Here is a 24,613-nt window from a genome sequence, read left to right on the forward strand (position 1 = left end):
CTTCGGTCTTGCGTTTCCGACTCTATCAGACCGTTTCGCGATCCGATTTCCTCGGTGCTTTCCAGGTTCCCGCTCTCGCGTTTCCCTTTCCGGCGGTTCCGACTTTATCAGAAGTTTCGGGCCGTTTGTTTCGGCCATCCATTCCGAGTGAATCGGAGCTTCCCGGAATCAATGTTCCAAGGAGCAGGAAGACTGCTCACCGTCGCCGACCGGATCACGTCCAGTTCCAGGCAACTGCTCAAATCTACCTCCCCACGCGAGCTGCGTCAACAGCTCTTGCGGGGCGAAGAAGAGATTAACAGCTCTGAAGGGGTGTTCGCACATCAGGCGGCCGTCGGCACGGACGCGCTGCGCTCGGTCTCCTCGATGTCGCCCGTCTCCCCGGCACGGGCGGCACGGCCGCCCAGGATGTACACGTACGCGAGAAAGGCCAGCTCAGCGGCCACGCCGATGCCTATGCGGGCCCAGGTCGGCAGGCCCGAGGGCGTGACGAAACCTTCGATCGCACCGGAGACGAAGAGGACCAGGGCGAGCCCGATCGCCATTCCCACTGCGGCGCGTCCCTCCTCCGCGAGGGCCGTACGTCGGCTGCGCGGGCCGGGGTCGACGAGGGTCCAGCCGAGGCGCAGACCGGTGCCGGCGGCGACGAAGACCGCCGTCAGTTCCAGCAGACCGTGCGGGAGGAGAAGTCCGAGGAACGTGTCCAGCCGTCCGGCGGAGGACATCAGGCCCAGGCCGACGCCGAGGTTCAGCATGTTCTCGAAGAGGATCCACAGGACGGGCAGGCCGAGGAAGACACCGAGGACCAGGCACATCGCGGCGGCCTGGGCGTTGTTCGTCCAGACCTGTGCCGCGAACGCGGCGGCCGGATGGGACGAGTAGTACGTCTCGTACTCGCCTCCCGGGCGGGTGAGCTCGCGCAGTTCGCTGGGGGCCGCTATGGAGGACTGCACTTCGGGGTGGGTGCCGATCCACCAGGCGAGCAGTACCCCCACCAGGGTGGACACCAGCGCGGTCGGCACCCACCAGTGCCGGGACCGGTAGACCGCGGCGGGAAAGCCCTGGGTCAGGAAACGGGTGACGTCGCGCCACGACGCGGTACGGGTGCCGGTCACCGCGCCACGCGCGCGCGCCACCAGCTGGCTGAGCCTGCCGGTCAGCTGTGGATCAGGAGCGCTGGACTGGATCAGCGAGAGGTGGGTGGCGGTGCGCTGGTAGAGGACGACGAGTTCGTCGACCTCGGCTCCGGTTAGCCGGCGCCGGCGCTTCAGCAGGGTGTCCAGGCGGTCCCACTCGGCTCGGTGGGCGGAGACGAAGACGTCGAGGTCCATCGGTTTTGCCTGCTCCTGAGCTGTTCGTCGGCGGCTCGTCGTGGTGTCGGCTTTTCGTACTGCGGCGCGATGCGCCCTCAGCTTGGCAGACTGACCGTTCTCGGGGCAGGTCAGGGAAGGGACGGCGGACGTGAGTGAGCTGGTGACGGGCGAGGCGGTGGCTCTGGAGCTGCGCCCCGCGAGGCTGCCCAGCAGGGCATTGGCCATCTTGCTCGACGTGGCCGTCGACGTGGTCGTCTACGTCGCGGTGATGGTGGTCCTGGTGCTGTCCACGGCTTCCCTGGACGAGGCCGCGCAGATCGCGGTGTCGATCGCGGCGTTCCTTCTCGTGCTGGTGGGCGGCCCGATCGCGGTGGAGACGCTCAGCCACGGGCGTTCGCTCGGAAAGATGGCGGTCGGGCTGCGCGTGGTCCGCGACGACGGCGGACCCATCCGGTTCCGGCACGCGCTGGTACGGGGTGCGGTCGGTGTGATCGAGATTCTGCTGACGCTCGGGGTGGTGGCCGTCATCGCCTCGCTCGTGTCGGCGCGGGGGCGGCGGATCGGGGACGTGTTCGCCGGGACCCTGGTCGTACGCGAGCGGGTGCCCGTGGCACAGACCAGTTTCGTGCCGCCGCCTCCGCCCTGGCTCGCCGGGCGGTTCTCCGGGCTCGATCTGTCCTCGGTACCCGATGACCTGTGGCTTGCGATCCGGCAGTACCTGACGCGGATGCGGCAGTTGGACCCGCAGGTCGGCTGGGCCATGGCGGCACGGCTCGCCACGGACCTCGCGGACCGTACGGGGGCTCCGGTGCCGCAGGGGGTGGTGCCCGCCGCTTATCTGGCGGCGGTGGTGCAGGAACGGCAGGCGCGGGAGGTCCGACGGGCCTTCGGGAACGGGACCCCGACCACGGGACCCGCCGGCGGGGTGCCGGTCGAGTACGGCGCGCAGGCCTCCCCCGTGCCCCCCGCTCAGGCTCCGGCCGCAGCTCCGGCTCCCGCGCCTTCCGCTCCTCTGCCCCCGTCGCACGGGGCGACGGGTGGGCCCACGGTGTCGGGAGACACGTCGTCCGGCTCCTCGGCGGCGACGTCGTCCGACCGCCCCTCCTCCGGGTTCGCGCCACCCGCGTGATCTCCGCGGGCCACCGGCCCGGCCACTCCTTCTGTCCGCCGCCTGCCGACGGCCCCGGCAGTCCCGGCAGTCCCGGCAGTCCCGGGCGGCCGGTGGTGCCTCGCCTCAGGTGAACACCGACGGCGGCGATTCCAGGTCCTCCAGCTCGATCCCCGGAGCCGCGACCACCACGTCGCCGGCGAGGTGCACGGCATGCTGCTCGCCGGTGTCCAGGGCTGTGACCTGGTACTCGTCCACGGTCAGGGGGCCACTGTCAGTGGCATGTGTTTCTCTCTTCACCAAGGCCCAGGACTGGTCCACGGTGCGCGGGGCGAGGACCGGGTCGGTGAAGGCGACCAGGCGTACCCGGGTCGCGGCGGCGGAGGGGGTGAGGCGCAGCAGCCGGGCGGTGGCGACGAGGAACGCGGGGGAGGTGCCGGTGAAGGCGTGCGCGGGGACATTGCCTTCGGCGGCATGAGCGCCGGTGGGGTCCGTACGGACCCAGGTGACGCCGTCGAGGGCGGCGCCGCGGACCTGCCAGCCCCTCGCGTGGAGTTCGAGTCGGATGGGGCGGCCCAGCTCGTCGAGGGCGAGGTCGACCGAGCCGGTGTGCTCTCCCGAGGGGGAGGTCAGCTGGGAGACGTAGCGCCAGCCGGAGGGGCCGGGGGCGCAGTGGAAGTGCTCTTGTGCGAGGGGGGTGTGGTCGTGCGGATCGTGGAGCGAATAACGGCCGCGGGGCATGGGGGTCCTGGGTCTTGACGGGCTGGCCGGAGCGTCGTGACGGGCGGTTCCGGCCGGGGGGCACCAATGGGGCAGGCCCCCGACACGGGGGTGCGGGGGCCTGCCTCGGAGGTGCTGGGGTCCGCTGCGGAGGAGCGCGCCGACTTCGTGGACGCGCTCACCGCGGGCGGGCCGGGACTCAGTAGCGGTAGTGGTCGGACTTGTAGGGGCCCTCGACCTCGACGCCGATGTACGCCGCCTGCTCCGGGCGCAGCGTCGTCAGCTTGACGCCGAGCGCGTCCAGGTGGAGCCGGGCGACCTTCTCGTCGAGGTGCTTGGGCAGCGTGTAGACGCCGATCGGGTACTCCGACTGCTTGGCGAACAGCTCGATCTGGGCCAGCGTCTGGTCCGCGAAGGAGTTCGACATGACGAAGGAGGGGTGACCGGTGGCGTTGCCCAGGTTCAGCAGACGGCCCTCCGACAGCACGATGATGACCTTGCCGTCGGGGAACTTCCAGGTGTGGACCTGCGGCTTGACCTCGTCCTTGACGATGCCGGGGATCTTGGCGAGGCCGGCCATGTCGATCTCGTTGTCGAAGTGACCGATGTTGCCGACGATCGCCTGGTGCTTCATCTTGGCCATGTCCGCGGCCATGATGATGTCCTTGTTGCCGGTCGTGGTGACGAAGATGTCGGCCTTGTCGATGACCTCGTCGAGGGTCGTGACCTGGTAGCCGTCCATCGCCGCCTGAAGGGCGCAGATCGGGTCGATCTCGGTGATGATCACGCGAGCGCCCTGGCCGCGCAGGGACTCCGCGCAGCCCTTGCCCACGTCGCCGTAGCCGCAGACGACGGCGGTCTTGCCGCCGATCAGGGTGTCGGTGGCGCGGTTGATGCCGTCGATCAGGGAGTGCCGGCAGCCGTACTTGTTGTCGAACTTCGACTTCGTCACCGCGTCGTTCACGTTGATCGCGGGGAACAGCAGGACGCCGTCGCGCTGCATCTCGTACAGGCGGTGGACGCCCGTCGTGGTCTCCTCGGTCACGCCGCGGATCTCCGAGGCGAGCTGGGTCCACTTCTGGGAGCCCTCGGTGATCGTGCGGTTCAGCAGCTCGAGGATGACGCGGTGTTCGTCGGACTCGGCGGTGTCGGGCGAGGGGACCTTGCCGTCCTTCTCGTACTCGACGCCCTTGTGGACGAGGAGGGTGGCGTCACCACCGTCGTCCAGGATCATGTTCGGGCCGCCGGTGGGGCTGTTCGGCCAGGTCAGCGCCTGCTCCGTGCACCACCAGTACTCCTCCAGGGTCTCGCCCTTCCAGGCGAAGACCGGGACGCCCTGCGGGTCGTCGGGCGTGCCGTTCGGGCCGACGGCGATGGCCGCGGCCGCGTGGTCCTGGGTGGAGAAGATGTTGCAGGAGGCCCAGCGGACCTCGGCGCCGAGGGCGACCAGGGTCTCGATGAGAACGGCGGTCTGCACCGTCATGTGCAGGGAGCCGGTGACGCGGGCGCCCGCGAGGGGCTGCGTCTCGGCGTACTCCTTGCGGATGGACATCAGGCCGGGCATCTCGTGCTCGGCCAGGGTGATCTCCTTGCGGCCGAACTCGGCCAGGGAGAGGTCGGCGACCTTGAAGTCCTGTCGGTTGTCGACAGTCGTCATTGCGGGCTGCTCCTCGGTATCGGGGGCGAGGTGGATAGGGCTGTTCTGCGCGGCGGCGGACACAGGGGTGCCCGAAAGGGGCACAGGCATGCCAGCGTGTGCGCGCAGCGCAGTCCGTCCGTCGGAGGCCCTCTCTCCCTCGGACGGTCCACACCGGGACCGCCCGACCGCCATCAGCAGCGACGTCTGACTCCACCCCAAGCTACACCGGCGGGACCGCCCGACCCAGTCCGTCTCGGGACGTGCCCGGCCGATCTCGGCCGCGGAAGAGGGGGCGTGCCCGGCCCGGCCGGGGGTGGATCGGAGGTCGCCGCCCAGGTCGGGCGGCGGTGTCGTACCGCCGCCGTGGCCTGTGCGGCTCCGTCGGTCGAACGGGATGTCGGCCGGGATCAGTGGCCGGAGGCGCCCGGGGTCGGGCCGCCGGGCGTCGCCGCGGGGTTCGGGCCCTTGGCGGCCTGGGCCTCGCTGTAGATGTCCGGCTCCAGGTAGATCACTCGGGCGATCGGGACGGCCTCGCGGATACGGGCCTCGGCGGCGTCGATGGCCTTCGCCACCTCGGTGGCCGTGTCGTCGTGCTGGACGGCGATCTTCGCGGCGACCAGCAGTTCCTCGGGGCCGAGGTGGAGCGTGCGCATGTGGATGACGCGGGTGACCGTGTCACCGTCGACGATCGCGGCCTCGATCTTCCTGACCTCCTCCGTGCCCGCGGCCTCGCCGAGGAGCAGGGACTTGGTCTCGGCGGCGAGGACGAGGGCGATCAGGACGAGCAGGACACCGATGCAGACGGTGCCGATGCCGTCCCAGACGCCGTCGCCGGTGAGCAGGGCGAGGCCGACGCCCCCGAGGGCGAGGACCAGACCGATCAGGGCGCCGAAGTCCTCCAGGAGGACCACGGGCAGCTCGGGCGCCTTGGCTCGACGGATGAACTGCGACCAGGACAGTGCCCCGCGCAGTTCGTTCGACTCCTTGATGGCCGTGCGGAAGGAGAAGCCCTCGGCGATGATCGCGAACACGAGCACGCCCACCGGCCAGTACCAGTGCTCGATCTCGTGCGGGTGCTTGATCTTCTCGTAGCCCTCGTAGATGGCGAACATGCCGCCGACCGTGAAGAGGACGATGGAGACGAGGAAGGCGTAGATGTAGCGCTCGCGGCCGTAGCCGAAGGGGTGCTGCGGGGTGGCCTCACGCTGTGCCTTCTTGCCGCCGACCAGCAGCAGGGCCTGGTTGCCCGAGTCGGCGAGCGAGTGCACGCCCTCGGCGAGCATCGAGGACGAGCCGCTGAACGCGAACGCCACGAACTTCGATACCGCGATCGCGAGATTGGCCCCGAGTGCCGCCACGATCGCCTTGGTGCCGCCTGACGCGCTCATGTGTTCGCGTTGTCCCTTCGCCTTCGTGCGTACGCCGTCCGGGGCGCCGCCCGCGGGTGGCTTTGCCCGTCCTTTGCCGGTGGGACATTGTTGCAGCCCGGTCCGACGGCGCCGCGGCAGGCCACCCGCGCAGCCCGTTTCAGACGATCACGGTGGCCCTGAACACCGTACCGGCACCGGACACTTCGGCTTTTTCACCCGCCGGGACGAACACGGACTGCCCGGGGGGCAGGTCGTGTTCGCCCGCCCGTACGGTTCCGGCCGTGCAGAGCAGGATCTGCGGGGCCGTCCGGGTGAGGTCGCGGGCGGGGCCGCCGTCGGCGAGGACGTACCGGGACAGCCGGAACTCGTCGATGGGGGTCTCGTAGACCTCTTCGCCGTCCGGTGACGCCTCCGGGCGCAGCACGCCGGGGTCGGCGGCCTCGAAGCGGACGACGCGCAGGAGTTCGGGGACGTCCACGTGCTTGGGCGTCAGTCCGCAGCGCAGGACGTTGTCGGAGTTGGCCATGATCTCGACACCGAGACCGCCGAAGTAGGCGTGCGGGACGCCGGCGCCGAGGAAGAGGGCCTCGCCGGGCTGGAGCCTGACGTGGTTGAGCAGCAGCGCGGCGATGACTCCGGGGTCGCCCGGGTAGTGGTGGGCGAGTCCCGCGTACGGGGCGTAGTCGCCGCCGAGGCGGTCGCAGGCGGCCGCGGTCTCGGCGACGGTGTGCGCCATCTGTTCGCGGTCGGCGGTGAGGATCGCGGTCAGCACCTCGCGCAGGGCCGCTTCCTCGGGGTGGGCGTGCAGCAGGTCGACGTACGGCTTGAGGGAGCCGACGCCGAGGCCGTCGAGCAGGTCGGCGGCCCGGAGCGGGTCGCGGAAACCGCACACCCCGTCGAACTCGGTGAGCGCGCAGATCAGTTCGGGCTTGTGGTTGGCGTCCTTGTAGTTGCGGTGGGGCGCGTCGACGGGCACGCCGTCGCGCTCCTCCCGCGCGTATCCCTCCTTGGCCTGCGCCAGGTCGGGGTGGACCTGGAGGGAGAGGGGCGCGCCGGCCGCGAGGAGCTTGAGGAGGAAGGGGAGGCGGGGGCCGAACCGTGCCACCGCCGCCGCGCCGAGTTCCTTCTCGGGGTCGGCGTCGACCACCTCGACCAGGGTGCCGCGATCCGTGCGCGAGGGTGCGCCGGGGTGGGCGCCCATCCACATCTCCGCCTGCGGCTCACCGGTGGGTTCGACGCCCAGCAGGGTCGGGATGGCGGTGACGGAACCCCAGGCGTAGGGGCGGACGGTGTTGTCGAGGCGGTCCATGCTGAGTTTCGGTCTCCGTGGGTACGCGGTGCGGCGAGCGCCGGCCGGAAGGTGCGGACCAAGGATCAGGCACCGGAGGCGAGCGCCAGGTAAACGGCGGCGAAATCGGTGATGGCGATCAGTTCCGCGAGGGTCTCCAGTTCGCCGCCGGTCTCCGGCTCCAGCTCACTGATCGGCGTGTCGTGGCTGAGGGCCAGGTCGCGGGCGGAGGGGGCGGCGGACAGGCCGCCGGTGGGGCGGTCGCGCAGCAGCACCACGCGCGCGTGGAAGGCGGGCGGTTCCTCCACCCGGTCGCGGAAGAAGTCGTCCGGGTCGGCGCTGGCGGCGAGCGGGCCGGCCAGCAGGGCGTTGTGCGCGGCGAGCGCCTCGGGCAGTTCGGCCACGAGGGCGGGGCGGCCCGCGAGTTCGGCGAGGGCCGCGGAGAAGCGGCGGCCGGCCGGGCCGGCGGAGACGCCCTCGGTCCAGATCACCGGGAGCGAGTCGGCGAGTTCGGCGGCCAGGGTCTTGGCGGGGTTGCTGTAGGTCGCGATGGCGGGACCGCAGCGTTCGGCGATGTGGTCGAGGCGGTCGGCGACCTTCTCGACGGCGTCGGGCGGCGCGGTGAGCAGGCCGACGCGGTCCAGGAGGGCCAGCAGCGGGGTGAGCAGCGCCCAGAAGACCCCGGGTGCGGAGGCGGTGAGGGGTGGTTCGTCGGTCTCGTCGTACGGGGCGGTCGCCATCGGTACGAAGAGACCGTGGGCGCCCGCCACCGCCTCGACGAGCGGGGTTGCGGCGGGGGCCACCGCGACGACGGAGCAGCCCCGGCGGTAGGCCTGGTCGGCGAGGAGGGAGAGGGACGGCTCGGTGCCGTCGGGGGTGGCGATCAGGAGCAGGTCCACCGAGCCTGCCCAGCCGGGGAGTTCCCAGCGCAGGGCGCCGGACGCGGGGGCGACGCCGGTGGGGGCCAGCCGGGTGACCGGGCTGCCGGCGCCGGCGAGGGTGCCGAGCAGGTCGGCGGCGCAGGTGGCGGCGGCGCCGGGGCCCGCGATGAGGACCGCGCGGGGGCGGCCGTCGGGCTTGAGGTCGTGGACGCCCGCCTCGGCGGCGTGCCGGGCGGCCGTGCGCACCCGGGCGCCTGCCTCGGCGGCGCCGCGCAGAAGGGCGCGGCGGTCGGCCTCGGCGAGGGCCTCCGGTGCGTCGAGCAGCGATTCGTCGAGCATGGGCGGCAGTCTCCGATCGCCGGTCGTCGTTACGCGGGGCGGCGGGCCTCGTCGACGAGGAGGACGGGGATGCCGTCGCGGACGGGGTAGGCCAGACCGCAGTCCTGACCGGTGCAGACCAGTTCGGTGTCCTGCTCCTCGATGGGCGCGTGGCAGGCCGGGCAGGCGAGGATCTCCAGGAGGCCGGCTTCGAGCGGCATGGGCGGTCCCTTTCGGCGGGTGCGTGCGCGGGTATGCGCGCGCGTGTGCGGATGTGCCTGGTCAGGGTACCGCCGGTGGGGGCGGGGTGTTGGGGGTCGGGCCGGAGGGCCACGGAGGGTCGGGCGGGACCGCCACGCAGGGTCCGGCGGGACGACCACGCAAGGTCCGGCGGGACGGCCACGCAAGGTCCGGCGGGACGGCCACGCAAGGTCCGGCGGGACGACGGAGGTCGGGCGGGGAGGCCACGCGGTGGCGCGCAGAAAGCCGCTGAGGTCAGGCGGGGAGGCCCGCTCGGGGAAGGCCGGGGAGGCCGGACGAGGAGGCCCACGCAGGAGCGGACACCAGACCACGGAGGCCGGGCGGGGCGTGGCCTCATGTCGCGGACCGGGGGCACGGACCGGGGGCGCGGACCGGGGGCGTGCACGGTGACGTGGGCCCATGGCATGGGCCGGTGGGCGTGCCCAGTGGCGCGGATCGGTGGACTCGGCCGGCGGGCACGGCCGGCGGGCACGGCCGGCGGGCACGGCCGGCGGGCACGGCCGGCGGGCACGGCCGGCGGGCACGGCCGGTGGGCACGGCCGGTGGGCACGGCCGGCGGGCACGGCCGGCGGGCGGCGGGGCTGTCGCTGTCGCGGGGTGCCGTGGGTTTCGCCCCGCCGCTCCGTGGTGTGCGCGTGGTGGTCAGGCGCGGATGATCGCCAGGACCTCGTCGCGCACGCGCGCCATCGTCGCCGCGTCCCGTGCCTCCGCGTTGAGGCGGAGCAGCGGTTCGGTGTTGGAGGGACGGACGTTGAACCACCAGTCGGAGGTCGCGACGGTCAGGCCGTCCAGGTCGTCGAGGGTGACGTCCTCGCGGCTGCCGTACGCCGCCCGGATCGCGGCGATGCGGTCGGCCTGGTCGGCGACGGTGGAGTTGATCTCGCCGGAGCCCGTGTAGCGGTCGTACTGCGCCACCAGGCCCGACAGGGGGCCCTCCTGGCCGCCGAGGGCCGCCAGGACGTGCAGGGCGGCCAGCATGCCGGTGTCGGCGTTCCAGAAGTCCTTGAAGTAGTAGTGGGCGGAGTGCTCGCCGCCGAAGATCGCGCCCGAGTTCGCCATCTCGGCCTTGATGAACGAGTGGCCGACCCGGGTGCGGACCGGGGTGCCGCCGTGCTCCTTCACCACCTCGGGGACCGTCCACGACGTGATGAGGTTGTGGATGACGACGCCCGCGCCGCCGTTCCTGGCCAGTTCGCGCGCGGCCACCAGGGCGGTGATCGCGGACGGCGAGACGGGGTCGCCGTGCTCGTCGACCACGAAGCAGCGGTCCGCGTCCCCGTCGAAGGCGAGGCCGAGGTCGGCGCCCTCCTCGCGGACCCGCTTCTGGAGGTCCACGATGTTCGCCGGGTCCAGCGGGTTCGCCTCGTGGTTGGGGAAGGAGCCGTCCAGTTCGAAGTACATGGGGACGACGGTCAGGGGCAGGCCCGCGAGGACCGTGGGCACGGTGTGACCGCCCATGCCGTTGCCCGCGTCGACGACGACCTTCAGGGGGCGGATCGAGGTCAGGTCGACGAGGGAGCGCAGATGGGCCGCGTAATCCTCCAACGTGTCGCGCCGGGTGACGGTTCCCGGCGTCGCGGCCGGCGCGGGGGCACCCGACTCCGTCCAGCGCTCGGTCAGTTCACGGATCTGCGTCAGGCCGGTGTCCTGGCCGACGGGCGCCGCGCCCGCGCGGCACATCTTGATGCCGTTGTAGCGGGCCGGGTTGTGCGAGGCCGTGAACATCGCGCCCGGAAGGTCGAACGCGCCTGACGCGTAGTACAGCTGGTCCGTCGAGCAGAGGCCGATCTCCGTGACGTCGGCGCCACGGGCCGCCGCGCCCCGCGCGAAGGCACGGGACAGGCCGGGCGACGACGGCCGCATGTCGTGGCCGGTCACGATCGCGTCCGCGCCCGTCACCTCGACGAAGGCGGCCCCGAACAGTTCGGCCAGCGTCTCGTCCCACTGGTCCGGGACCACCCCGCGCACGTCGTACGCCTTCACGATCTGTGACAGATCAGCAGCCACGGCCAACCCTTCTGAAAGTCCTGTCGGTCGCCCCAAACTACCCGTACGGGACGACGACGCACGGTGTGGACGCATAGTGGACGCGAAGTGGACCTCCGGCCGTAACGTCAGGTCGGACGACGGATCGGATGACGTCAGGTCAGGTCGGGATCCGGTCCGGGCGGGTCAGTTGTCCGGGGAGCGCAGCACCCGCAGATGGCCGCGGCGCGCGACCTCCATCGGGTCGGCCGCACGGGCTCCCCCGCCGCCGGCCGCCCGCTCCTGGGGTCGGGCCGCCTCGCGCACCGCGTTGGCGAGCGCTTCCAGGTCGTCGCCGCTGGGCCGGGCGGGAGCCGAGGCGTCCAGCAGCCGGACGACCTCCCAGCCGCGCGGGGCGGTGAGGCGCTCGGAGTGCTCGGCGCACAGGTCGTAGCAGTGGGGTTCGGCGTAGGTGGCGAGCGGGCCGAGGACCGCGGTCGAGTCGGCGTAGACGTACGTCAGCGTCGCAACGGCGGGTCGGCCGCAGGCGGTGCGCGAACAGCGACGTACAGGGCTCACGACGTTGGACGGTACCGCACTCTTGAGCGGGCCGCGACGACTCTCCCCCAGGTCACCCCACCGTGTCGTGTCGTGAAACGCTCCCCGCACCCCTCCTGACACCCCTTGCCGACCTGCGTCGACCCCCGTTTTCGGGACCTCGGGAGGGCCCGCATCCGGTCACGACTCCGTACAAACACCGTCAATTGTCTTGAGATCGACGGTCTCGAAGGGGTACGGAAACGAGCCGGGCCTTGACTGGAATGGTCATCTCGAAACACGCCGCGCAGATGGGCCGGATGTCACGTGGGGGCCGGGCGGGCGGCCCCCACGGGGTCTACGCTTCAGCGGTGATGGACAACGCCGTACCGCCCCCCGCCGGCGGCCCCGGACCGCGCCGCCGTGATCGTCACGGGCGCGGCATCCGCGGCCCGATCGCTCCGCCCCAGGTGCCGCTCGCCGCGAGCCGGGCCGAGGTCTTCGCGGATCTGGTGCAGGACTCGGTGGAGCGCCTGGAGCGGCGCTGGCCCCAGCTCGCCGACATCGACTTCCTCGTGCTGGAGGTGCCTCGGCTGGACGGGCCGGGCGAACCCTGGAACGACGAGGCGGTGCCGCTGGGCGGGACGATTCCCGCGCGCGAGGGCCGGCCGGCGCGGGTCGTGGTGTACCGGCGTCCGGTCGAGATCCGCACGAAGGGGCGCGACGAGCGGGCGGCGCTGGTGCACGAGGTCGTCGTCGAGCAGGTCGCCGAGCTGCTGGGGCTGACGCCGGAGACGGTGGATCCGCGGTACGGGGAGGACTGAGCCGCCCCGGCGGAGGGTCCGGGCCCCCGGCCGGTCCGGGGGTCCGGACCGGCCGGGGGTCCGCCGCTCTACTTCTGGAGCACTGACAGGTCCTGGTCCGCCTCCGGCACCGCCACCGTCCCCCGGTCGTCCGGGAGGGTCTGCACCGTGAAGCCCGGGACGTCGTCCTTGGTCACCGCGAGCGTGCGGGCCGCGTAGACCGGGCCGCCCGACACCGGCTCGACGGTCAGCGCGTAGGTGCCCTTCAGACCGCTCGGGACCGGCAGCTCGACGTCCTGGGTGGTGCCGCTCTTGATGGTGTACGTCTTGCTCTGCGCGCTGCCGCCGCCGCTGCCCGCCGACGCCGTGACCTTGACCTGCGCGGTGCCCTGGGGGGCGGTCAGGGACAGGGTGGTGCCCTTGGCGCTGTTGTCGACGGCCGTCGCGCGCGTGCCGACCGGGCTGGTGGCGGGGATGAACGCCGTCTCCTGCCCGCTGCCCTTGCCGCGGACGACCCGGAGCGCGGCGACGACCGGTACGGACTGACCCGTCGGCGTCAGGACCAGCGAGCCCGCCTCGCCGCGCGTGACGTCGGCGAGGTCGAGGGTGGTCGTCATACGGGACTTCACGTGCAGCGTCTCGTGCCCGGCGGGGGTGATCAGGCCGGAGGGGGAGGCCAGTCGCACCTTCAGGTCGGCGTCCGCGTCCCCGGGGGTGAAGACGACCAGGCTCACGTCGGTGGCGTCCTTGGGGATGCCGGGCATGACGAGGCTGTCCGCCGGATCGGCGGCCGCGGCCAGCCAGTCGCCGCCGAGCTTGTCGTCCAGGGCCTGCACGGCGGCGCCGATCCGCCCGCTGCGGACGGTCACGTGCACGGTGAGGCCGTCCTGCTTCTCACTGGTGAGGGTCGACAGCAGGATCGGTTCGCTGGAGTGCGGCTGGACGGTGATGCCGTCCGCGACGGTCGACTCCAGGGCGCCGCCCTTGCCGTAGAGCCCGATGTCGACGACGGCGGCGGAGTCGTCGGGGTTGGTCATGTGAAGGTAGTCGGTGCGGTCGGCGAGGGTGCTGACGCCGGGGAACCAGAACTCGGTGTCCGGGGGCGTGCAGCTGACGCCCAGCAGGCCGCGGCCGCTGCCGACGGCGACCTGAGTGGTCTCCTGGACCGTCCAGCCGGGCGCGAACTTCCCCTCGGCGGTGCCGAGGAGCCCCGGTGTGTCGCCGCCGGAGGTGTCCCCGACGGCAGGCGTGCCGGGCTCCTTGGGCGTCAGGACGGGCTTGGCGGCCTTCTTCCCGTCGGTCTTGGCGTCGTCGCCGGCGCTCTTGCCGTCCGACTTGGTGTCCTTGGCGTCGGTCTTGCCGTCGCTCTTGGCGCTGCCGGTGTCGTCGGCAGACTCCTGCGTGGCGGACTGGAGTTCGGCCGTGCCGCTGCTGCTGGTGCCCTTGGTGACGGGCGTGAAGGACGTGTACGACGTGTCGGCGATGTCGGAGGTGCTGGGCGCCGGGCAGAGCAGGCTCGTGCGCTCCACGGGCTGCTGGGCGGCCGCCTTGGCGGTGTCCGCGCCGACGGCGTCCGGCGGGTTGAGCGCGGCGAACCCGGTGACGGCGGCGAGGGCGGCCGTCCCGGCGATCAGGGACAGGGTGGTGCGGTTCACTGCTGACTCCCGTCGGGGCGCTCACTGCCGTTGCCGTGCGGCTGCGTCGGGTCGTACGGCAGGTCGTAGCCCGGCTGGTACGTCGGGTCGTACGTCTGCTCGTACGTCTCGTCGTACATCTGGTCGTACGACGCCTGCCGGGACTGGCCGCCGCCGTAGGCGTACGGGTCGTACTGGCCGCCCTGGCCGCCCTGGTACGGGTCGGCCTGGTAGGGATCGGCCTGGTACGTCGGGTCGTACGGGGCCGCCTGGTACTGCTGGGCGCCCTCGTACTGCCGCTCGTCGTTGTAGGGGTCGTACTCGGCGTCCTGGTAGCCCGCCGACTCGCCCTCCCAGGCCTGGTTCCGCTCGTCCTGGTCCGCCCCCGTGTCGTAGGACTGCTGGCGGGGGACCATGACGGGGGTCTCCTCGGGCCCGGGGGCCGGGAACCCGTCGTCCTCGCCGAACTCGCCCGTCTCGGGGTCGAGACCGCTGTCGGCCTCGGCCTCGGCCTGGGCGCGCAGCCGGCGGGCGCGACGGCCCTCGCCGGAGGCGGCCTCGGCGGCGAACGACGGCTCCTCGGGGAGGTCGTCGTCGACGTCCCGGCGCCGGCCGGGCAGGGCCAGCACGACGAGCACGACGGCCAGGGAGCCCTGGGCCCACATCCAGGCGGTGTGGGTGATCGGGTCGTCGTAGGTGACGTCCAGTTTCCCGCCGGAGGCGGGGAGTTCGAAGCCCTGGGCCCAGCCGTCGACGGTGGTGCGGGTGAGCGGCCTGCCGTCCAGGGTGGCGGTCCAGCCGTCGGCCGCGGAGTCGGCCAGCCGCAGGACGCGGCCGTCGGAGCCGGACGGCACGGTGGTGTGGATCTCGACGGGTCCGGCGGCGACCGGCGTCGGGGTGCCCGAGCCGGACTTGGTGACGACGGCGGCGCGGGAGACCTCCTGGTCGACCCGCCACAGCGCGCTGCCGTTCTGCTCGCTGAGCCGGGACAGGCCGGGGGTGGCGTCCAGGACGCGGCTGACCTGGCGGGGCGCGCCCTTGCGGACGAGGACGTAGCGCACGGCGAAGCCGCCGAGCTGGTCGGCCTGGTCGGCGCCGGAGCCGGCGACGAGGTTGGCGACGACCTTGTCGAGCTTGTCGTTCTCGCCCTGGGCCGCGGCGAGTTCGGCGTCGCCGAGGCGCGCGCCGGAACCGCGGACCAGCACATAGCCGACGCGGGCCGTGGTGTCGCTGTCGAGGACCAGGGTGCGGGCCTGGTCACGGGTGCTGCCCTCCTCGGCGACGAACGCGGGCACCTGCACCGGGTCGCGCCGCTCCAGCGGACCGTCGGCGCCGCCGATCATCCAGCCGGCGGCGACGAGCAGCGGGCCCGCGGCCGAGGCGAAGACGATCAGCGCGGCCACCGGCTGACGCCAGCCGAAGCTCATCTCGGCCACCCGTGCGCGTGCGCCGTCCGCGCCGAGCACCGCGGCCGACAGCAGGGCGAGACCGTAGACGAGGGTGGCCGGGCCGGCCCAGGTGGAGCCGTTGGACAGGACCGCGAAGACGAGGCCCACCAGGGCGACCGCCCAGGCCTTCCAGATGCCTGACCGGCGCTCGGAGCGGACCAGTGCGGCCAGTGCCGCCAGCACGATGCCGATGAGCATCAGCCCGTCGACCGTGCCGGGACCGCCCGGGCTGGCGCCGAGCAGGTCGAGGGCGGAGGCGGCCGAGGCGCCGTAGTCGAGTCCGGCCTGCTGGAAGAAGCCGAACGGCAGCAGGGACAGCGACCAGGGGGCGAGGACCAGCAGGGGCGTGCCGAGCTGGACCAGCAGGCGCAGGGCGTGGGCGGGGAGGTCGCCGCGGCGCACCACCAGGACCGCGACGCCGAGGACCAGCGCGATCGGCCACACGATCGGGGTGAACGCGGTGGTGATCGTCAGCAGCAGTGCGTACGCCCAGGTCGCGCGCCAGCTGCCGCGGGCACCGGAGGCGCTCGCCAGGCCGCCGGCCGCGACGCCCGCGCGGGCGATGAGCGGCAGCAGCACGGCCAGGACGGCGGTGCCGATGCGGCCACCCGCGAGCGCGCCGGTGGCGGCTGGCAGGAAGGCGTAGACGACGGCCGCCCAGGCACGCAGGAGGCTCGACTCGACGAGCGGGCGGGAGGCGAAGTAGGCGGTGAAGCCGGCCAGCGGCACCGAGCAGACCAGCAGGACGGTGACGGCCAGTCCGGTCGAACCGAGCAGGAGCGAGGCGAGCGTCGCCACGATCGCCAGGTACGGCGGTGCGGACGCGGTGCCGCCCGCGCCCACCGGATGCCAGGCGTCCAGATAGCGCGACCACAACTCGCTCGCGTCGGCCGGGGCGGGCAGCAGGGCGCCGCCCGCGAGCGCGCCGGAGCCGAGGAGCCCGCGGCAGGCGGCCAGGGAGACCAGCAGCAGCACCAGGAAGAGCACCGGGCCGGGGTTGCGGGCGATGCGCTTGAGCCGGGCGAACTGCTCGACCTCGAGGAAGTCGGCGTCGTCGCCGCCGGGACCGGACTCGACGGCTCCGCCGTGGCGTCCCGCACCGGAGACGGCATCGGGGTCGGAGCCGCTGAAGAAGTTGCCCGCCGCCTGTTCCACGGTGGCCCGTACGGTCGCACCGGGCGGCGGGAACAGCGGCCGCAGTTCGTCCTTGTCGACCTGGGGCCTGCCCCGCCTGCGCCGCCCGGCGATGATCCGCTCGGGCCGCAGCAGGGTGCCGAGGAGACCGCGGATCTCGTCGACGGCCTGACCGGGCACCTTGCCGACGAGGTAGGCGACGGTGCGCACGAGCGTGCCGAGGACGAGCCGGAGCAGGACCCAGGGCAGTACGGCCGTACGCGTGTTGACGAGCAGGGTGTAGACGGCACCGGCCTTGTCGACCTTGTGCGGGGAGGCCGCGGTGCGGCCCGCGCAGTCGACCGCGCGGCGCTCGCGGGAGGCCGCCTCGGCGTGCCGGACGACCGCCTCCGGGGCGACGAGGACGCGGTGACCGGCGGCGTTGGCCCGCCAGCACAGGTCGACGTCGTCACGCATCAGGGGCAGCCGGCGGTCGAAGCCGCCGAGTTCCTCGAAGACGTCGCGCCGGATCAGCATGCCCGCGGTGGAGACGGACAGCACCGGCTGGATGTGGTCGTGCTGTCCCTGGTCCTGTTCACGGCGGTCCAGGCCGGTCCAGCGGCGGCCGGAGTGGGCGATGGTGACGCCGACCTCGAGCAGCTGTCGGCGGTCGTACCACCCGCGCAGCTTGGGCCCGACGACGGCCACGTCGTCGCGTCCCAGTTCGAGCTCGTTCTCCACGACGCGCAGCAGCTGGGCCAGCGCGTCGGGTTCGGGGGCGCAGTCGTCGTGCAGCAGCCACAGCCACTGGACGGGCTCTCCGTGGGGGAGCTCCGGCAGGTCGTAGTTGTCGTCGCGCCAGCTGCGCGTGACGGGGTCCCAGCCGCTCGGGCGCTTGAGGTACGGCAGCTCGTCCGGGGTGAGGACGGGGGCCGCGCGGTTGACCTCCTCGACGGCCTGGCCGAAGCCGGTGCGCCGGGCGAGGTGCAGCACGCGGTCGTCGCCGAGGGCGTCGCCGACCAGCAGGGCGGACTCGTCCGCGCTGCCGGTGTCGGCCGCCATCGCGAACTGCACGGGGCGCTCCTGGCCGAGCAGCCCGGCGAGCGCGTCGGGCAGCCAGCGGGCACCGTCGTGCGCGACGAGGACCGCCGTCACGACGTGGCGCGGGAACTCAGGGGTGGCAGCGTCTTGTTGAGCTGCCGTGTGGCTGTGCACGGACATCGAGGTACGGGCCCCGGTTCGGTGGACTGCGGTGGACGCCTGTGCCCACGGGGGACAGCGGTGCGTCTCGGACGAGCGACCACACTATCGGCTGGGCAGCACAGCGGCCCGCCGCCTGTGGACAACCCACCCGCGACGGGCCGTTCGCGGCCTATGTACTCGCTTGTCCTCTGTTCTCCGACCTCTGACCTCGATGAACCGCCTGAGGCACCGGACCGTACCGGGCCGTAGTGATCCAAGTCGGACCGCTCAGACGGCGGCCTTCTTCAGCCGACGGCGTTCACGCTCGGACAGACCGCCCCAGATGCCGAACCGCTCGTCGTTGGCGAGGGCGTACTCGAGGCACTCGGAACGGACCTCGCAGGCGAGGCAGACCTTCTTGGCCTCGCGGGTGGAGCCGCCCTTCTCGGGGAAGAAGGACTCGGGGTCGGTCTGGGCGCACAGCGCGCGCTCCTGCCAGCCGAGTTCCTCGTCCGCGTCGTCGACCAGCAGTTGCTGCACCAGCTCGGTCATGTGCGCCCCTCGTCTGTCTTTCGCGTCCCCGTGTCGTGGCCGTCACCGTTCTCGGCTGAACGACACGAGTGAAATTACAAGTGTGCTGCTCCGGGCGAGTCAAGCCGAGATCTGCTATTGGGCCCCTTATTCACTCTGCGGAACCAAGGTCATGCGGAAAGTGTTCAAATCGCCATAAACCTTGACCCGCAGACGAGCCCCGCACGGACCTCCCGGTCCGGCGCGGGATCCTGCACGAAGAAGGACGCCGAGATGTTCGATCTCGTTCCGACGCGCGCGACGAGGCCGGCGCGCCCGGTTGTGCGCCTTGTGTCCCGGTGGACGTATGAACAAACCTTTCACCCGGGAGATGAACCGGATGAGGTGAAACATGTCCCACATACCGGGCGTCGAGTTGACAGTGAAGGTGTGAACCGCTGTCCTTGTGGGCATGCTCGCGAACTCGGCCCTCACCTCGACCCGCACCGCCGGGTCCCACGGTGCTGCCCGCGCTCGCTGTAGCTGTTGCTGTTGTAGCCGTTGAGCCCATCGCGCTCCGGCTGCCACTGAGTCCACCGTGACTCGGCTGCTTGTTCCCATGCCCGCACCAGGGCACTCCTCTCGTCCGCGATCCGGGCGGACGGCACGCGACACCCAGCCAGCACCCCCCACTCTCCGCCGAGGAACCACCGCACCCATGAACAGCGACAGCGACCTCCAGATCGCGGGCGACATCCTCGAAGTCCCGCACCTCCTCCAGCCGCCGCGCGAATACCCGGCCACCGTGGCCGACTTCGTCGGGCTCGCCCGCTCCATCGCCGCCGACCGCGCCCAGTGGTCCCACCTGGTCCGGTACGACGCCACCACGCGCTGGTACCACCGGCTGCGCACCGGCCCCGGTTACGAGGTGTGGCTGCTGTCCTGGGTCCCCGGACAGGGCAGCGGGCTGCACGACCACGGCCCCTCCTCCGGCGTGATGACCGTCCTGGAGGGCACGCTCACCGAGCGCACCGAGCGCGGCACGCGCACGTTGGGCGCGGGCGACGGGCGCGACCGGGAGAGAGTGTTCGCGCCGGGGTACGCCCACGAGGTGGTGAACGACACACTGGAGCCCGCGGTCAGCCTGCACGTCTACTTCCCGGGTCTGACCGAGATGCCGATGCACACCGCACGGTGCTCGGCGCCGGCGACCCGCGATCGACGGGACGCCGTACGCACGTGACGGGCGCGCGGGCGTGACGGACACGACAGACGCACAGGCGTGACGGTCACGACAGGCGCGCAGGCCTGACGGAGGCGTGGGGCCGCGGGCCGATGTCCGTCCACCGTGCGCCGGTTGTCCACAACCGCCTGCCATGGTGTCGTCGCGGCCTGCGAGACTTGGCCCCATGCGCATTGTGGTTCTGGCAGGCGGCATCGGCGGTGCCCGGTTCCTGCGCGGTCTGAAGCAGGCCGCCCCGGACGCGGACATCACGGTCATCGGCAACACCGGGGACGACATCCACCTGTTCGGGCTGAAGGTCTGCCCGGACCTCGACACGGTGATGTACACGCTCGGCGGCGGCATCAACGAGGAGCAGGGCTGGGGGCGGGACGACGAGACGTTCCACCTGAAGGAGGAACTCGCCGCGTACGGCGTCGGACCGGAGTGGTTCGGGCTGGGCGACCGGGACTTCGCCACGCACATCGTGCGGACCCAGATGATCGGCGCCGGATATCCGCTCAGCGCGGTGACGGCGGCGCTCTGCGACCGCTGGAAGCCGGGCGTGCGGCTGATCCCGATGACGGACGACCGCGTCGAGACGCACGTGGCCGTCACCTTGCCCGAGGGCGACCCCGCCGCGGGCGCGGGCGAGCGCCGGGCGATCCACTTCCAGGAGTACTGGGTGCGGTTGCGGGCCTCGGTGCCCGCGGAGGCGGTCGTGCCGGTCGGCGCGGAGCAGGCGAAGCCGGCGCCCGGGGTGCTGGAGGCGATCGCGCAGGCGGACGTCGTCCTGTTCCCGCCGTCCAACCCGGTCGTCTCGATCGGCACCATCCTCGCGGTGCCCGGCATCCGGGAGGCGATCGCCGACGCGGGGGTGCCGGTGGTGGGTCTGTCCCCCATCGTCGGGGACGCGCCCGTGCGCGGCATGGCCGACAAGGTGCTCGCCGCAGTCGGAGTGGAGTCCACGGCCGCCGCGGTGGCCGAGCACTACGGTTCGGGTCTCCTCGACGGCTGGCTAGTCGACACCGTGGACGCGGGCGTGGTGGAGCGGGTCCGGGCGGCCGGCATCCGCTGCCGCGCGGTGCCCCTGATGATGACCGGCCTCGACGCGACGGCGCAGATGGCCCGGGAGGCGCTGGACCTGGCGGAGGAGGTGCGGGGGGCGTGAGCGACCTGTCCGCCGAGGGCACCGCCGCGGGCGCCGACGGCTTCAAGGTCTGGGCCGTGCCCGGCATCCCCGAGGTGGCCGCGGGCGACGACCTCGCCAAGCTGATCGCCGCGGCCGAACCGGGGCTCGCCGACGGGGATGTGCTCCTCGTCACCTCGAAGATCGTGTCCAAGGCGGAGGGGCGCGTCGTCGAGGCGAGCGACCGGGAGGCCGCGATCGACGCCGAGACCGTACGGGTCGTGGCGCGCCGCGGCGCACTGCGGATCGTCGAGAACCGGCAGGGCCTCGTGATGGCGGCCGCGGGGGTCGACGCCTCCAACACCCCTGTGGGGACGGTCCTGTTGCTGCCCGAGGATCCGGACGCCTCGGCCCGTTCGATACGGGACGGGCTGCGCCACATCCTCGGTGTCGAGGTCGGCGTCGTGATCACGGACACCTTCGGGCGCCCCTGGCGCGCGGGGCTCACGGACGTCGCCATCGGCGCCGCCGGGGTGCGCGTCCTCGACGACCTGCGCGGCGGCACGGACGGGCACGGCAATCCGCTCAGCGCCACCGTCGTGGCGACGGCCGACGAGCTGGCCGCCGCCGGTGACCTGGTGAAGGGCAAGGCCGCGGGACTGCCGGTCGCCGTGGCGCGCGGGCTGTCGCACGTGCTGGCCCAGGGCGGCACCGACGGTGCGCGGGCCCTGGTGCGCGAGGCGCGTGACGACATGTTCCGGCTCGGGACGTCGGAGGCGGTCCGCGAGGCGGTGACCCAGCGGCGTACGGTACGGGCCTTCACGGACGAGCCGGTCGACCCGGGCGCCGTACGGCGGGCGGTGGCCGCGGCCGTGACGGCTCCCGCGCCGCACCACACCACGCCGTGGCGGTTCGTGCTGCTGGAGTCCGAGCGGTCGCGGACCGGGCTGCTGGACGCCATGCGGGACGCCTGGATCGCCGACCTGCGGCGGGACGGCAAGAGCGAGGAGTCCATCGCCAAGCGGGTGCGGCGCGGCGAGGTGCTGCGCGCCGCGCCGTACCTCGCCGTGCCGTGTCTCGTCATGGACGGGTCGCACACGTACGGGGACGCGCGCCGCGACGGGGCCGAGCGGGAGATGTTCGTGGTCGCGACCGGGGCCGGGGTGCAGAACTTCCTGGTGGCGCTGGCCGGGGAGCGGCTCGGGTCCGCTTGGGTGTCGTCGACGATGTTCTGCCGGGACGTGGTGCGCGAGGTGCTGGACCTGCCCGCGCACTGGGATCCGATGGGGGCCGTCGCCATCGGCCATCCCGCGGAGTTGCCGCGGCCCCGGCCGGAGCGGACCGCGGAGGCCTTCGTCGAGGTGCGGTGATCACGGCGGCCGAACGCCTACCCTCGTAGGACACCCCCGGCTCCCGTGCGACGCCGCCGGATCCCGTACGACGCCCCTTCGATCCATGAACTCCTCCGGCACCCCTGGGACCTCATCCGTGGCAGGACGATTCGCTCCACGCCCCCCGCGTACGAACATGCGAGGCGGGCAGGTCGCGGTGCCCGGGGGCGTGCCGCGGCCGGCTCCCGCGCCGGGGCGGGTGCGCACCTGGGTGCCGGACGGCCCGCTGGATCTGGGGCTGGTGCTGGGGCCGCTGCGGCGCGGCCCGGCGGATCCCACCTTCCGTACGACACCGGACGGGTCCGTGTGGCGGACCAGCCTGACGCCCGCCGGGCCCGGGACGCTGCGGGTCACCGCGCGCGGCGCCGAGGTCCGCGGCGAGGCCTGGGGCCCCGGGGCGGAGTGGCTGCTGGACCGGCTGCCTGAGCTGCTCGGTGCCGCGGACGATCCCGCCGTCTTCGAGCCACGGCACCGGCTGGTCGCCGTCGCCCGGCACCGGCGGCCCGGGCTGCGGCTGACCCGGACCGGGCGGGTGCTGGAGTCGTTGATCCCGTCGATCCTGGAGCAGAAGGTCACGACCGACGAGGCGTACCGGGCGTGGCGGCTGCTGGTGCGCAAGTTCGGGGAGCCGGCACCGGGTCCCGTGGACGGGCGGATGTGGGTGATGCCCGCGCCTCGGACCTGGGCGCTCGTCCCGTCCTGGGAGTGGCACCGCGCCGGGGTCGACAACAAGCGGGCGTCGACCGTCCTGCGGGCCGTGCGGGTCGCGGCGCGGCTGGAGGAGGCGGCCGGGATGCCGCCTCGGGACGCCCAGGCACGGCTGGAGCTCGTGCCGGGGATCGGGCCGTGGACGTCGGCGGAGACCGTGCAGCGCAGCCATGGGGCGCCGGACGCGGTGACCGTGGGGGATCTGCATCTGCCGGGGATCGTGGGCTGGGCGCTCGCCGGGGACCGGGACGCGGACGACGCGGTGATGCTGAAGCTGCTGGAGCCGTACGCGGGGCAGCGGCACCGGGCGGCACGGCTGATCCTGCTGGGCGGGAGGATTCCGGCGCGGCGCACGCCGAAGATGCCGCAGTGGGACATCGGCCGGTTGTAGGGGCGGCCCTGGCCGTACGGGGAGGTGCCCCGGGGCGTCAGCACACGGGGTTGGTGCCGAGGCCGGGTGGGGTGCGCGGCCCGGCACTGACGGGGCACCGCCCGCGCCCGCCCGTGCCGCCCCTGGCGGCACAACCGCCCGCGGATCTCGAAGGGTGGGCCGCGGCCCGGCCCAGCCGCCCGCGGGTCCCGGAGCGCGGCACGGTCGCCCGCGGGTCCCGGAGCCCGGCACGGCCACCCGTGGAGGGGGTGGGGCGCGGCCTGGCGGCACAGCCGCCGACGGATCTCGGAGCGCGGCACGGTCGCCCGCGGGTCCCGGAGCCCGGCACGGCCACCCGTGGAGGGGGTGGGGCGCGGCCTGGCGGCCCAGCCTCCGACGGATCTCGGAGCGCGGCACGGTCGCCCGCGGGTCCCGGAGCGCGGCACAGCCGCCCGCGGGGCTCGGAGGGTGGGGCGCGGCCTGGTGGCGGCGCCCCTTGGGGTGGTGGTGCTACTGGTCGGAGGAGAAGCGGACCGAGCCTGCCGGGATACGGGCGTCGCACCAGACGCGGACGCCGTCCCGGAGCTCGTTGTCTGCGCCGACCACCGCGCCGTCGCCGACGACCGCGCCGGTGAGCACGGAGCGCCGGCCGACGCGGGCCCGGGTGCCGATGAGCGAGTCGGTGATGACGGCGCCCGGTTCGATGACGGCGCCGGGCAGGATCGTGCTGCCGAACACCCGGACGCCCTCCGCGACGAACGCGCCCTCGCCCACCACCGTCCCGCCGGTCAGCTTGGCGTCCGGGGCGACCCTGGCCGTCGGCAGGACGAGACGGTCGCCGCAGCGGCCGGGGACGGCAGGCGAGGGGGCACGGCCCAGGACCAGGTCCGCCGAGCCCCGTACGAAGGCCGCCGGGGTGCCGAGGTCGAGCCAGTACGTCGAGTCGACCAGACCCTGGAGGTGGGCGCCGGCCGCGAGCAGCTGCGGGAAGGTCTCGCGTTCGACGGAGACCGGGCGGTCCCGCGGGATCGTGTCGATGACCGAGCGGCGGAAGACGTACGCCCCCGCGTTGATCTGGTCGGTGATGATCTCCTCGGGTGTCTGGGGCTTCTCCAGGAAGGCCAGGACCCTGCCGGTCCCGTCGGTGGGGACCAGGCCGTAGGCGCGCGGGTCCGTGACCTTCGTGAGGTGGAGGGATACGTCCGCGCCGGTCGACTCGTGGGTGTCCACCAGCGCCCTGATGTCCAGGCCCGTGAGGATGTCGCCGTTGAAGACCAGGACCGGTTCGTCGGGGCCGCAGTGCAGCCGGGAGGCGACGTTGCGGATCGCGCCGCCGGTGCCGAGGGGCTCCTCCTCCGTGACGTACTCGATGTGCAGACCCAGTTCGGAGCCGTCGCCGAAGTGGGGTTCGAAGACCTCGGCCAGGTAGGACGTGGCGAGGACGATGTGGTCCACGCCCGCCGCTCTCGCTCTCGCCAGCTGGTGCGTGAGGAACGGCACCCCGGCCGCCGGGACCATGGGTTTGGGCGTGTGCACCGTGAGCGGGCGCAGCCTGGTTCCCTTGCCGCCGACCAGGAGGATGGCTTCTGTCACCTGTCGTCTCTGCTTCCTGCCGGGACCGGCCGAACTGTCTTTCGGCCGGCCAGTGTACGCAGACCGTCTCGTTGGCTTCTTCGGTTGCCGCGCGGTGTCCGCCCCTGGTT

19 protein-coding genes are annotated in these 24,613 nt (G+C 72.9%); 6 read left to right on the forward strand and 13 right to left on the reverse strand.

Going from position 1 to position 24,613, the window contains the following annotated elements; translation table 11 throughout:
* Nucleotides 1–323 precede the first annotated feature (323 nt).
* Nucleotides 324–1,331 carry a stage II sporulation protein M gene (locus tag ACWC24_RS38635; protein WP_450667591.1) on the reverse strand — a complete coding sequence of 336 codons (1,008 nt, stop codon included), beginning with the start codon at nt 1,329–1,331 and terminating at the stop codon, nt 324–326.
* A 130-nt stretch (nt 1,332–1,461) separates the two neighbouring features.
* Here ACWC24_RS38635 and ACWC24_RS38640 point away from each other — a divergent pair, with 130 nt between their 5' ends.
* Nucleotides 1,462–2,442 (forward strand): RDD family protein, encoded by a 981-nt coding sequence (locus tag ACWC24_RS38640; RefSeq protein WP_450667592.1) that lies wholly within the window; start codon nt 1,462–1,464, stop codon nt 2,440–2,442.
* A gap of 105 nt (nt 2,443–2,547) precedes the next feature.
* On the opposite strand, the gene ACWC24_RS38645 is transcribed toward ACWC24_RS38640, so the two are convergent.
* The 8 genes from ACWC24_RS38645 to ACWC24_RS38680 form a co-directional block, all read right to left on the reverse strand.
* Nucleotides 2,548–3,162 (reverse strand): hypothetical protein, encoded by a 615-nt coding sequence (locus ACWC24_RS38645; protein ID WP_450667593.1) that lies wholly within the window; start codon nt 3,160–3,162, stop codon nt 2,548–2,550.
* A gap of 178 nt (nt 3,163–3,340) precedes the next feature.
* On the reverse strand, nt 3,341–4,798 hold the full coding sequence (gene ahcY, locus ACWC24_RS38650) for an adenosylhomocysteinase (protein ID WP_450667594.1): 1,458 nt from the start codon (nt 4,796–4,798) through the stop codon (nt 3,341–3,343).
* A 389-nt stretch (nt 4,799–5,187) separates the two neighbouring features.
* Nucleotides 5,188–6,168: a cation diffusion facilitator family transporter gene (locus tag ACWC24_RS38655; RefSeq protein WP_450667595.1), complete on the reverse strand. Its 981-nt coding sequence runs from the start codon at nt 6,166–6,168 to the stop codon at nt 5,188–5,190.
* Nucleotides 6,169–6,307: 139 nt separating this feature from the next.
* Entirely contained in the window at nt 6,308–7,459 is a 1,152-nt protein-coding gene (manA, locus tag ACWC24_RS38660) for a mannose-6-phosphate isomerase, class I (protein WP_450667596.1), read from the reverse strand.
* 65 nt (nt 7,460–7,524) lie between these two features.
* Nucleotides 7,525–8,658, reverse strand: coding sequence for an SIS domain-containing protein (locus ACWC24_RS38665; protein WP_450667597.1), 1,134 nt, complete (start codon nt 8,656–8,658; stop codon nt 7,525–7,527).
* A gap of 29 nt (nt 8,659–8,687) precedes the next feature.
* Nucleotides 8,688–8,858, reverse strand: a complete 171-nt coding sequence (locus tag ACWC24_RS38670; protein ID WP_450667598.1) for a Trm112 family protein — start codon at nt 8,856–8,858, stop codon at nt 8,688–8,690.
* 682 nt (nt 8,859–9,540) lie between these two features.
* Entirely contained in the window at nt 9,541–10,905 is a 1,365-nt protein-coding gene (locus tag ACWC24_RS38675) for a phosphomannomutase/phosphoglucomutase (RefSeq protein WP_450667599.1), read from the reverse strand.
* Nucleotides 10,906–11,070: 165 nt separating this feature from the next.
* Nucleotides 11,071–11,493 carry a DUF3499 domain-containing protein gene (locus ACWC24_RS38680; protein WP_152894381.1) on the reverse strand — a complete coding sequence of 141 codons (423 nt, stop codon included), beginning with the start codon at nt 11,491–11,493 and terminating at the stop codon, nt 11,071–11,073.
* 281 nt (nt 11,494–11,774) lie between these two features.
* Here ACWC24_RS38680 and ACWC24_RS38685 point away from each other — a divergent pair, with 281 nt between their 5' ends.
* Nucleotides 11,775–12,224: a metallopeptidase family protein gene (locus ACWC24_RS38685; protein WP_152894380.1), complete on the forward strand. Its 450-nt coding sequence runs from the start codon at nt 11,775–11,777 to the stop codon at nt 12,222–12,224.
* A 68-nt stretch (nt 12,225–12,292) separates the two neighbouring features.
* Here ACWC24_RS38685 and ACWC24_RS38690 read toward each other — a convergent pair whose 3' ends face one another.
* The 3 genes from ACWC24_RS38690 to ACWC24_RS38700 form a co-directional block, all read right to left on the reverse strand.
* Nucleotides 12,293–13,858, reverse strand: coding sequence for a DUF5719 family protein (locus ACWC24_RS38690; protein WP_450667600.1), 1,566 nt, complete (start codon nt 13,856–13,858; stop codon nt 12,293–12,295).
* Nucleotides 13,855–17,619 carry a glycosyltransferase gene (locus ACWC24_RS38695; RefSeq protein ID WP_450667601.1) on the reverse strand — a complete coding sequence of 1,255 codons (3,765 nt, stop codon included), beginning with the start codon at nt 17,617–17,619 and terminating at the stop codon, nt 13,855–13,857. Before ACWC24_RS38695 ends, ACWC24_RS38690 begins: the two co-directional genes overlap by 4 nt.
* 249 nt (nt 17,620–17,868) lie before the next feature.
* Nucleotides 17,869–18,132, reverse strand: coding sequence for a WhiB family transcriptional regulator (locus ACWC24_RS38700; protein ID WP_003975777.1), 264 nt, complete (start codon nt 18,130–18,132; stop codon nt 17,869–17,871).
* A 676-nt stretch (nt 18,133–18,808) separates the two neighbouring features.
* Between ACWC24_RS38700 and ACWC24_RS38705 the strand changes: the two genes are divergently transcribed.
* From ACWC24_RS38705 to ACWC24_RS38720, 4 genes are all read left to right on the forward strand, one after another.
* On the forward strand, nt 18,809–19,333 hold the full coding sequence (locus tag ACWC24_RS38705; RefSeq protein WP_450667602.1) for a cysteine dioxygenase: 525 nt from the start codon (nt 18,809–18,811) through the stop codon (nt 19,331–19,333).
* Between the two features lie 166 nt (nt 19,334–19,499).
* The gene (gene cofD / locus ACWC24_RS38710; RefSeq protein WP_450667603.1) at nt 19,500–20,483 is read left to right on the forward strand and encodes a 2-phospho-L-lactate transferase; all 984 of its coding nucleotides are present in this window, start codon (nt 19,500–19,502) and stop codon (nt 20,481–20,483) included.
* A complete protein-coding gene (locus ACWC24_RS38715; protein WP_450667604.1) occupies nt 20,480–21,811 on the forward strand; it encodes a coenzyme F420-0:L-glutamate ligase in 1,332 nt (443 codons plus the stop codon). The genes cofD and ACWC24_RS38715 overlap by 4 nt, the downstream gene beginning before the upstream one ends.
* A 118-nt stretch (nt 21,812–21,929) precedes the next feature.
* Nucleotides 21,930–22,931: a DNA-3-methyladenine glycosylase family protein gene (locus ACWC24_RS38720; RefSeq protein ID WP_450667605.1), complete on the forward strand. Its 1,002-nt coding sequence runs from the start codon at nt 21,930–21,932 to the stop codon at nt 22,929–22,931.
* Nucleotides 22,932–23,420: 489 nt separating this feature from the next.
* Here ACWC24_RS38720 and ACWC24_RS38725 read toward each other — a convergent pair whose 3' ends face one another.
* A complete protein-coding gene (locus tag ACWC24_RS38725) occupies nt 23,421–24,503 on the reverse strand; it encodes a sugar phosphate nucleotidyltransferase (protein WP_450667606.1) in 1,083 nt (360 codons plus the stop codon).
* Nucleotides 24,504–24,613 lie beyond the last annotated feature (110 nt).

This window comes from Streptomyces sp. NPDC001443 (assembly GCF_053597355.1).

Bases quoted from the DNA above. Each gene is read 5' to 3' on its own strand.
- ACWC24_RS38655 (WP_450667595.1), bottom strand. From the start codon at position 6,168: ATGAGCGCGTCAGGCGGCACCAAGGCGATCGTGGCGGCACTCGGGGCC.
- ACWC24_RS38685 (WP_152894380.1), top strand. From the start codon at position 11,775: ATGGACAACGCCGTACCGCCCCCCGCCGGCGGCCCCGGACCGCGCCGC.
- ACWC24_RS38645 (WP_450667593.1), bottom strand. From the start codon at position 3,162: ATGCCCCGCGGCCGTTATTCGCTCCACGATCCGCACGACCACACCCCC.
- ACWC24_RS38665 (WP_450667597.1), bottom strand. From the start codon at position 8,658: ATGCTCGACGAATCGCTGCTCGACGCACCGGAGGCCCTCGCCGAGGCC.
- manA (WP_450667596.1), bottom strand. From the start codon at position 7,459: ATGGACCGCCTCGACAACACCGTCCGCCCCTACGCCTGGGGTTCCGTC.
- ACWC24_RS38670 (WP_450667598.1), bottom strand. From the start codon at position 8,858: ATGCCGCTCGAAGCCGGCCTCCTGGAGATCCTCGCCTGCCCGGCCTGC.
- ACWC24_RS38700 (WP_003975777.1), bottom strand. From the start codon at position 18,132: ATGACCGAGCTGGTGCAGCAACTGCTGGTCGACGACGCGGACGAGGAA.
- ACWC24_RS38695 (WP_450667601.1), bottom strand. From the start codon at position 17,619: ATGTCCGTGCACAGCCACACGGCAGCTCAACAAGACGCTGCCACCCCT.
- ahcY (WP_450667594.1), bottom strand. From the start codon at position 4,798: ATGACGACTGTCGACAACCGACAGGACTTCAAGGTCGCCGACCTCTCC.
- ACWC24_RS38705 (WP_450667602.1), top strand. From the start codon at position 18,809: ATGAACAGCGACAGCGACCTCCAGATCGCGGGCGACATCCTCGAAGTC.
- cofD (WP_450667603.1), top strand. From the start codon at position 19,500: ATGCGCATTGTGGTTCTGGCAGGCGGCATCGGCGGTGCCCGGTTCCTG.
- ACWC24_RS38635 (WP_450667591.1), bottom strand. From the start codon at position 1,331: ATGGACCTCGACGTCTTCGTCTCCGCCCACCGAGCCGAGTGGGACCGC.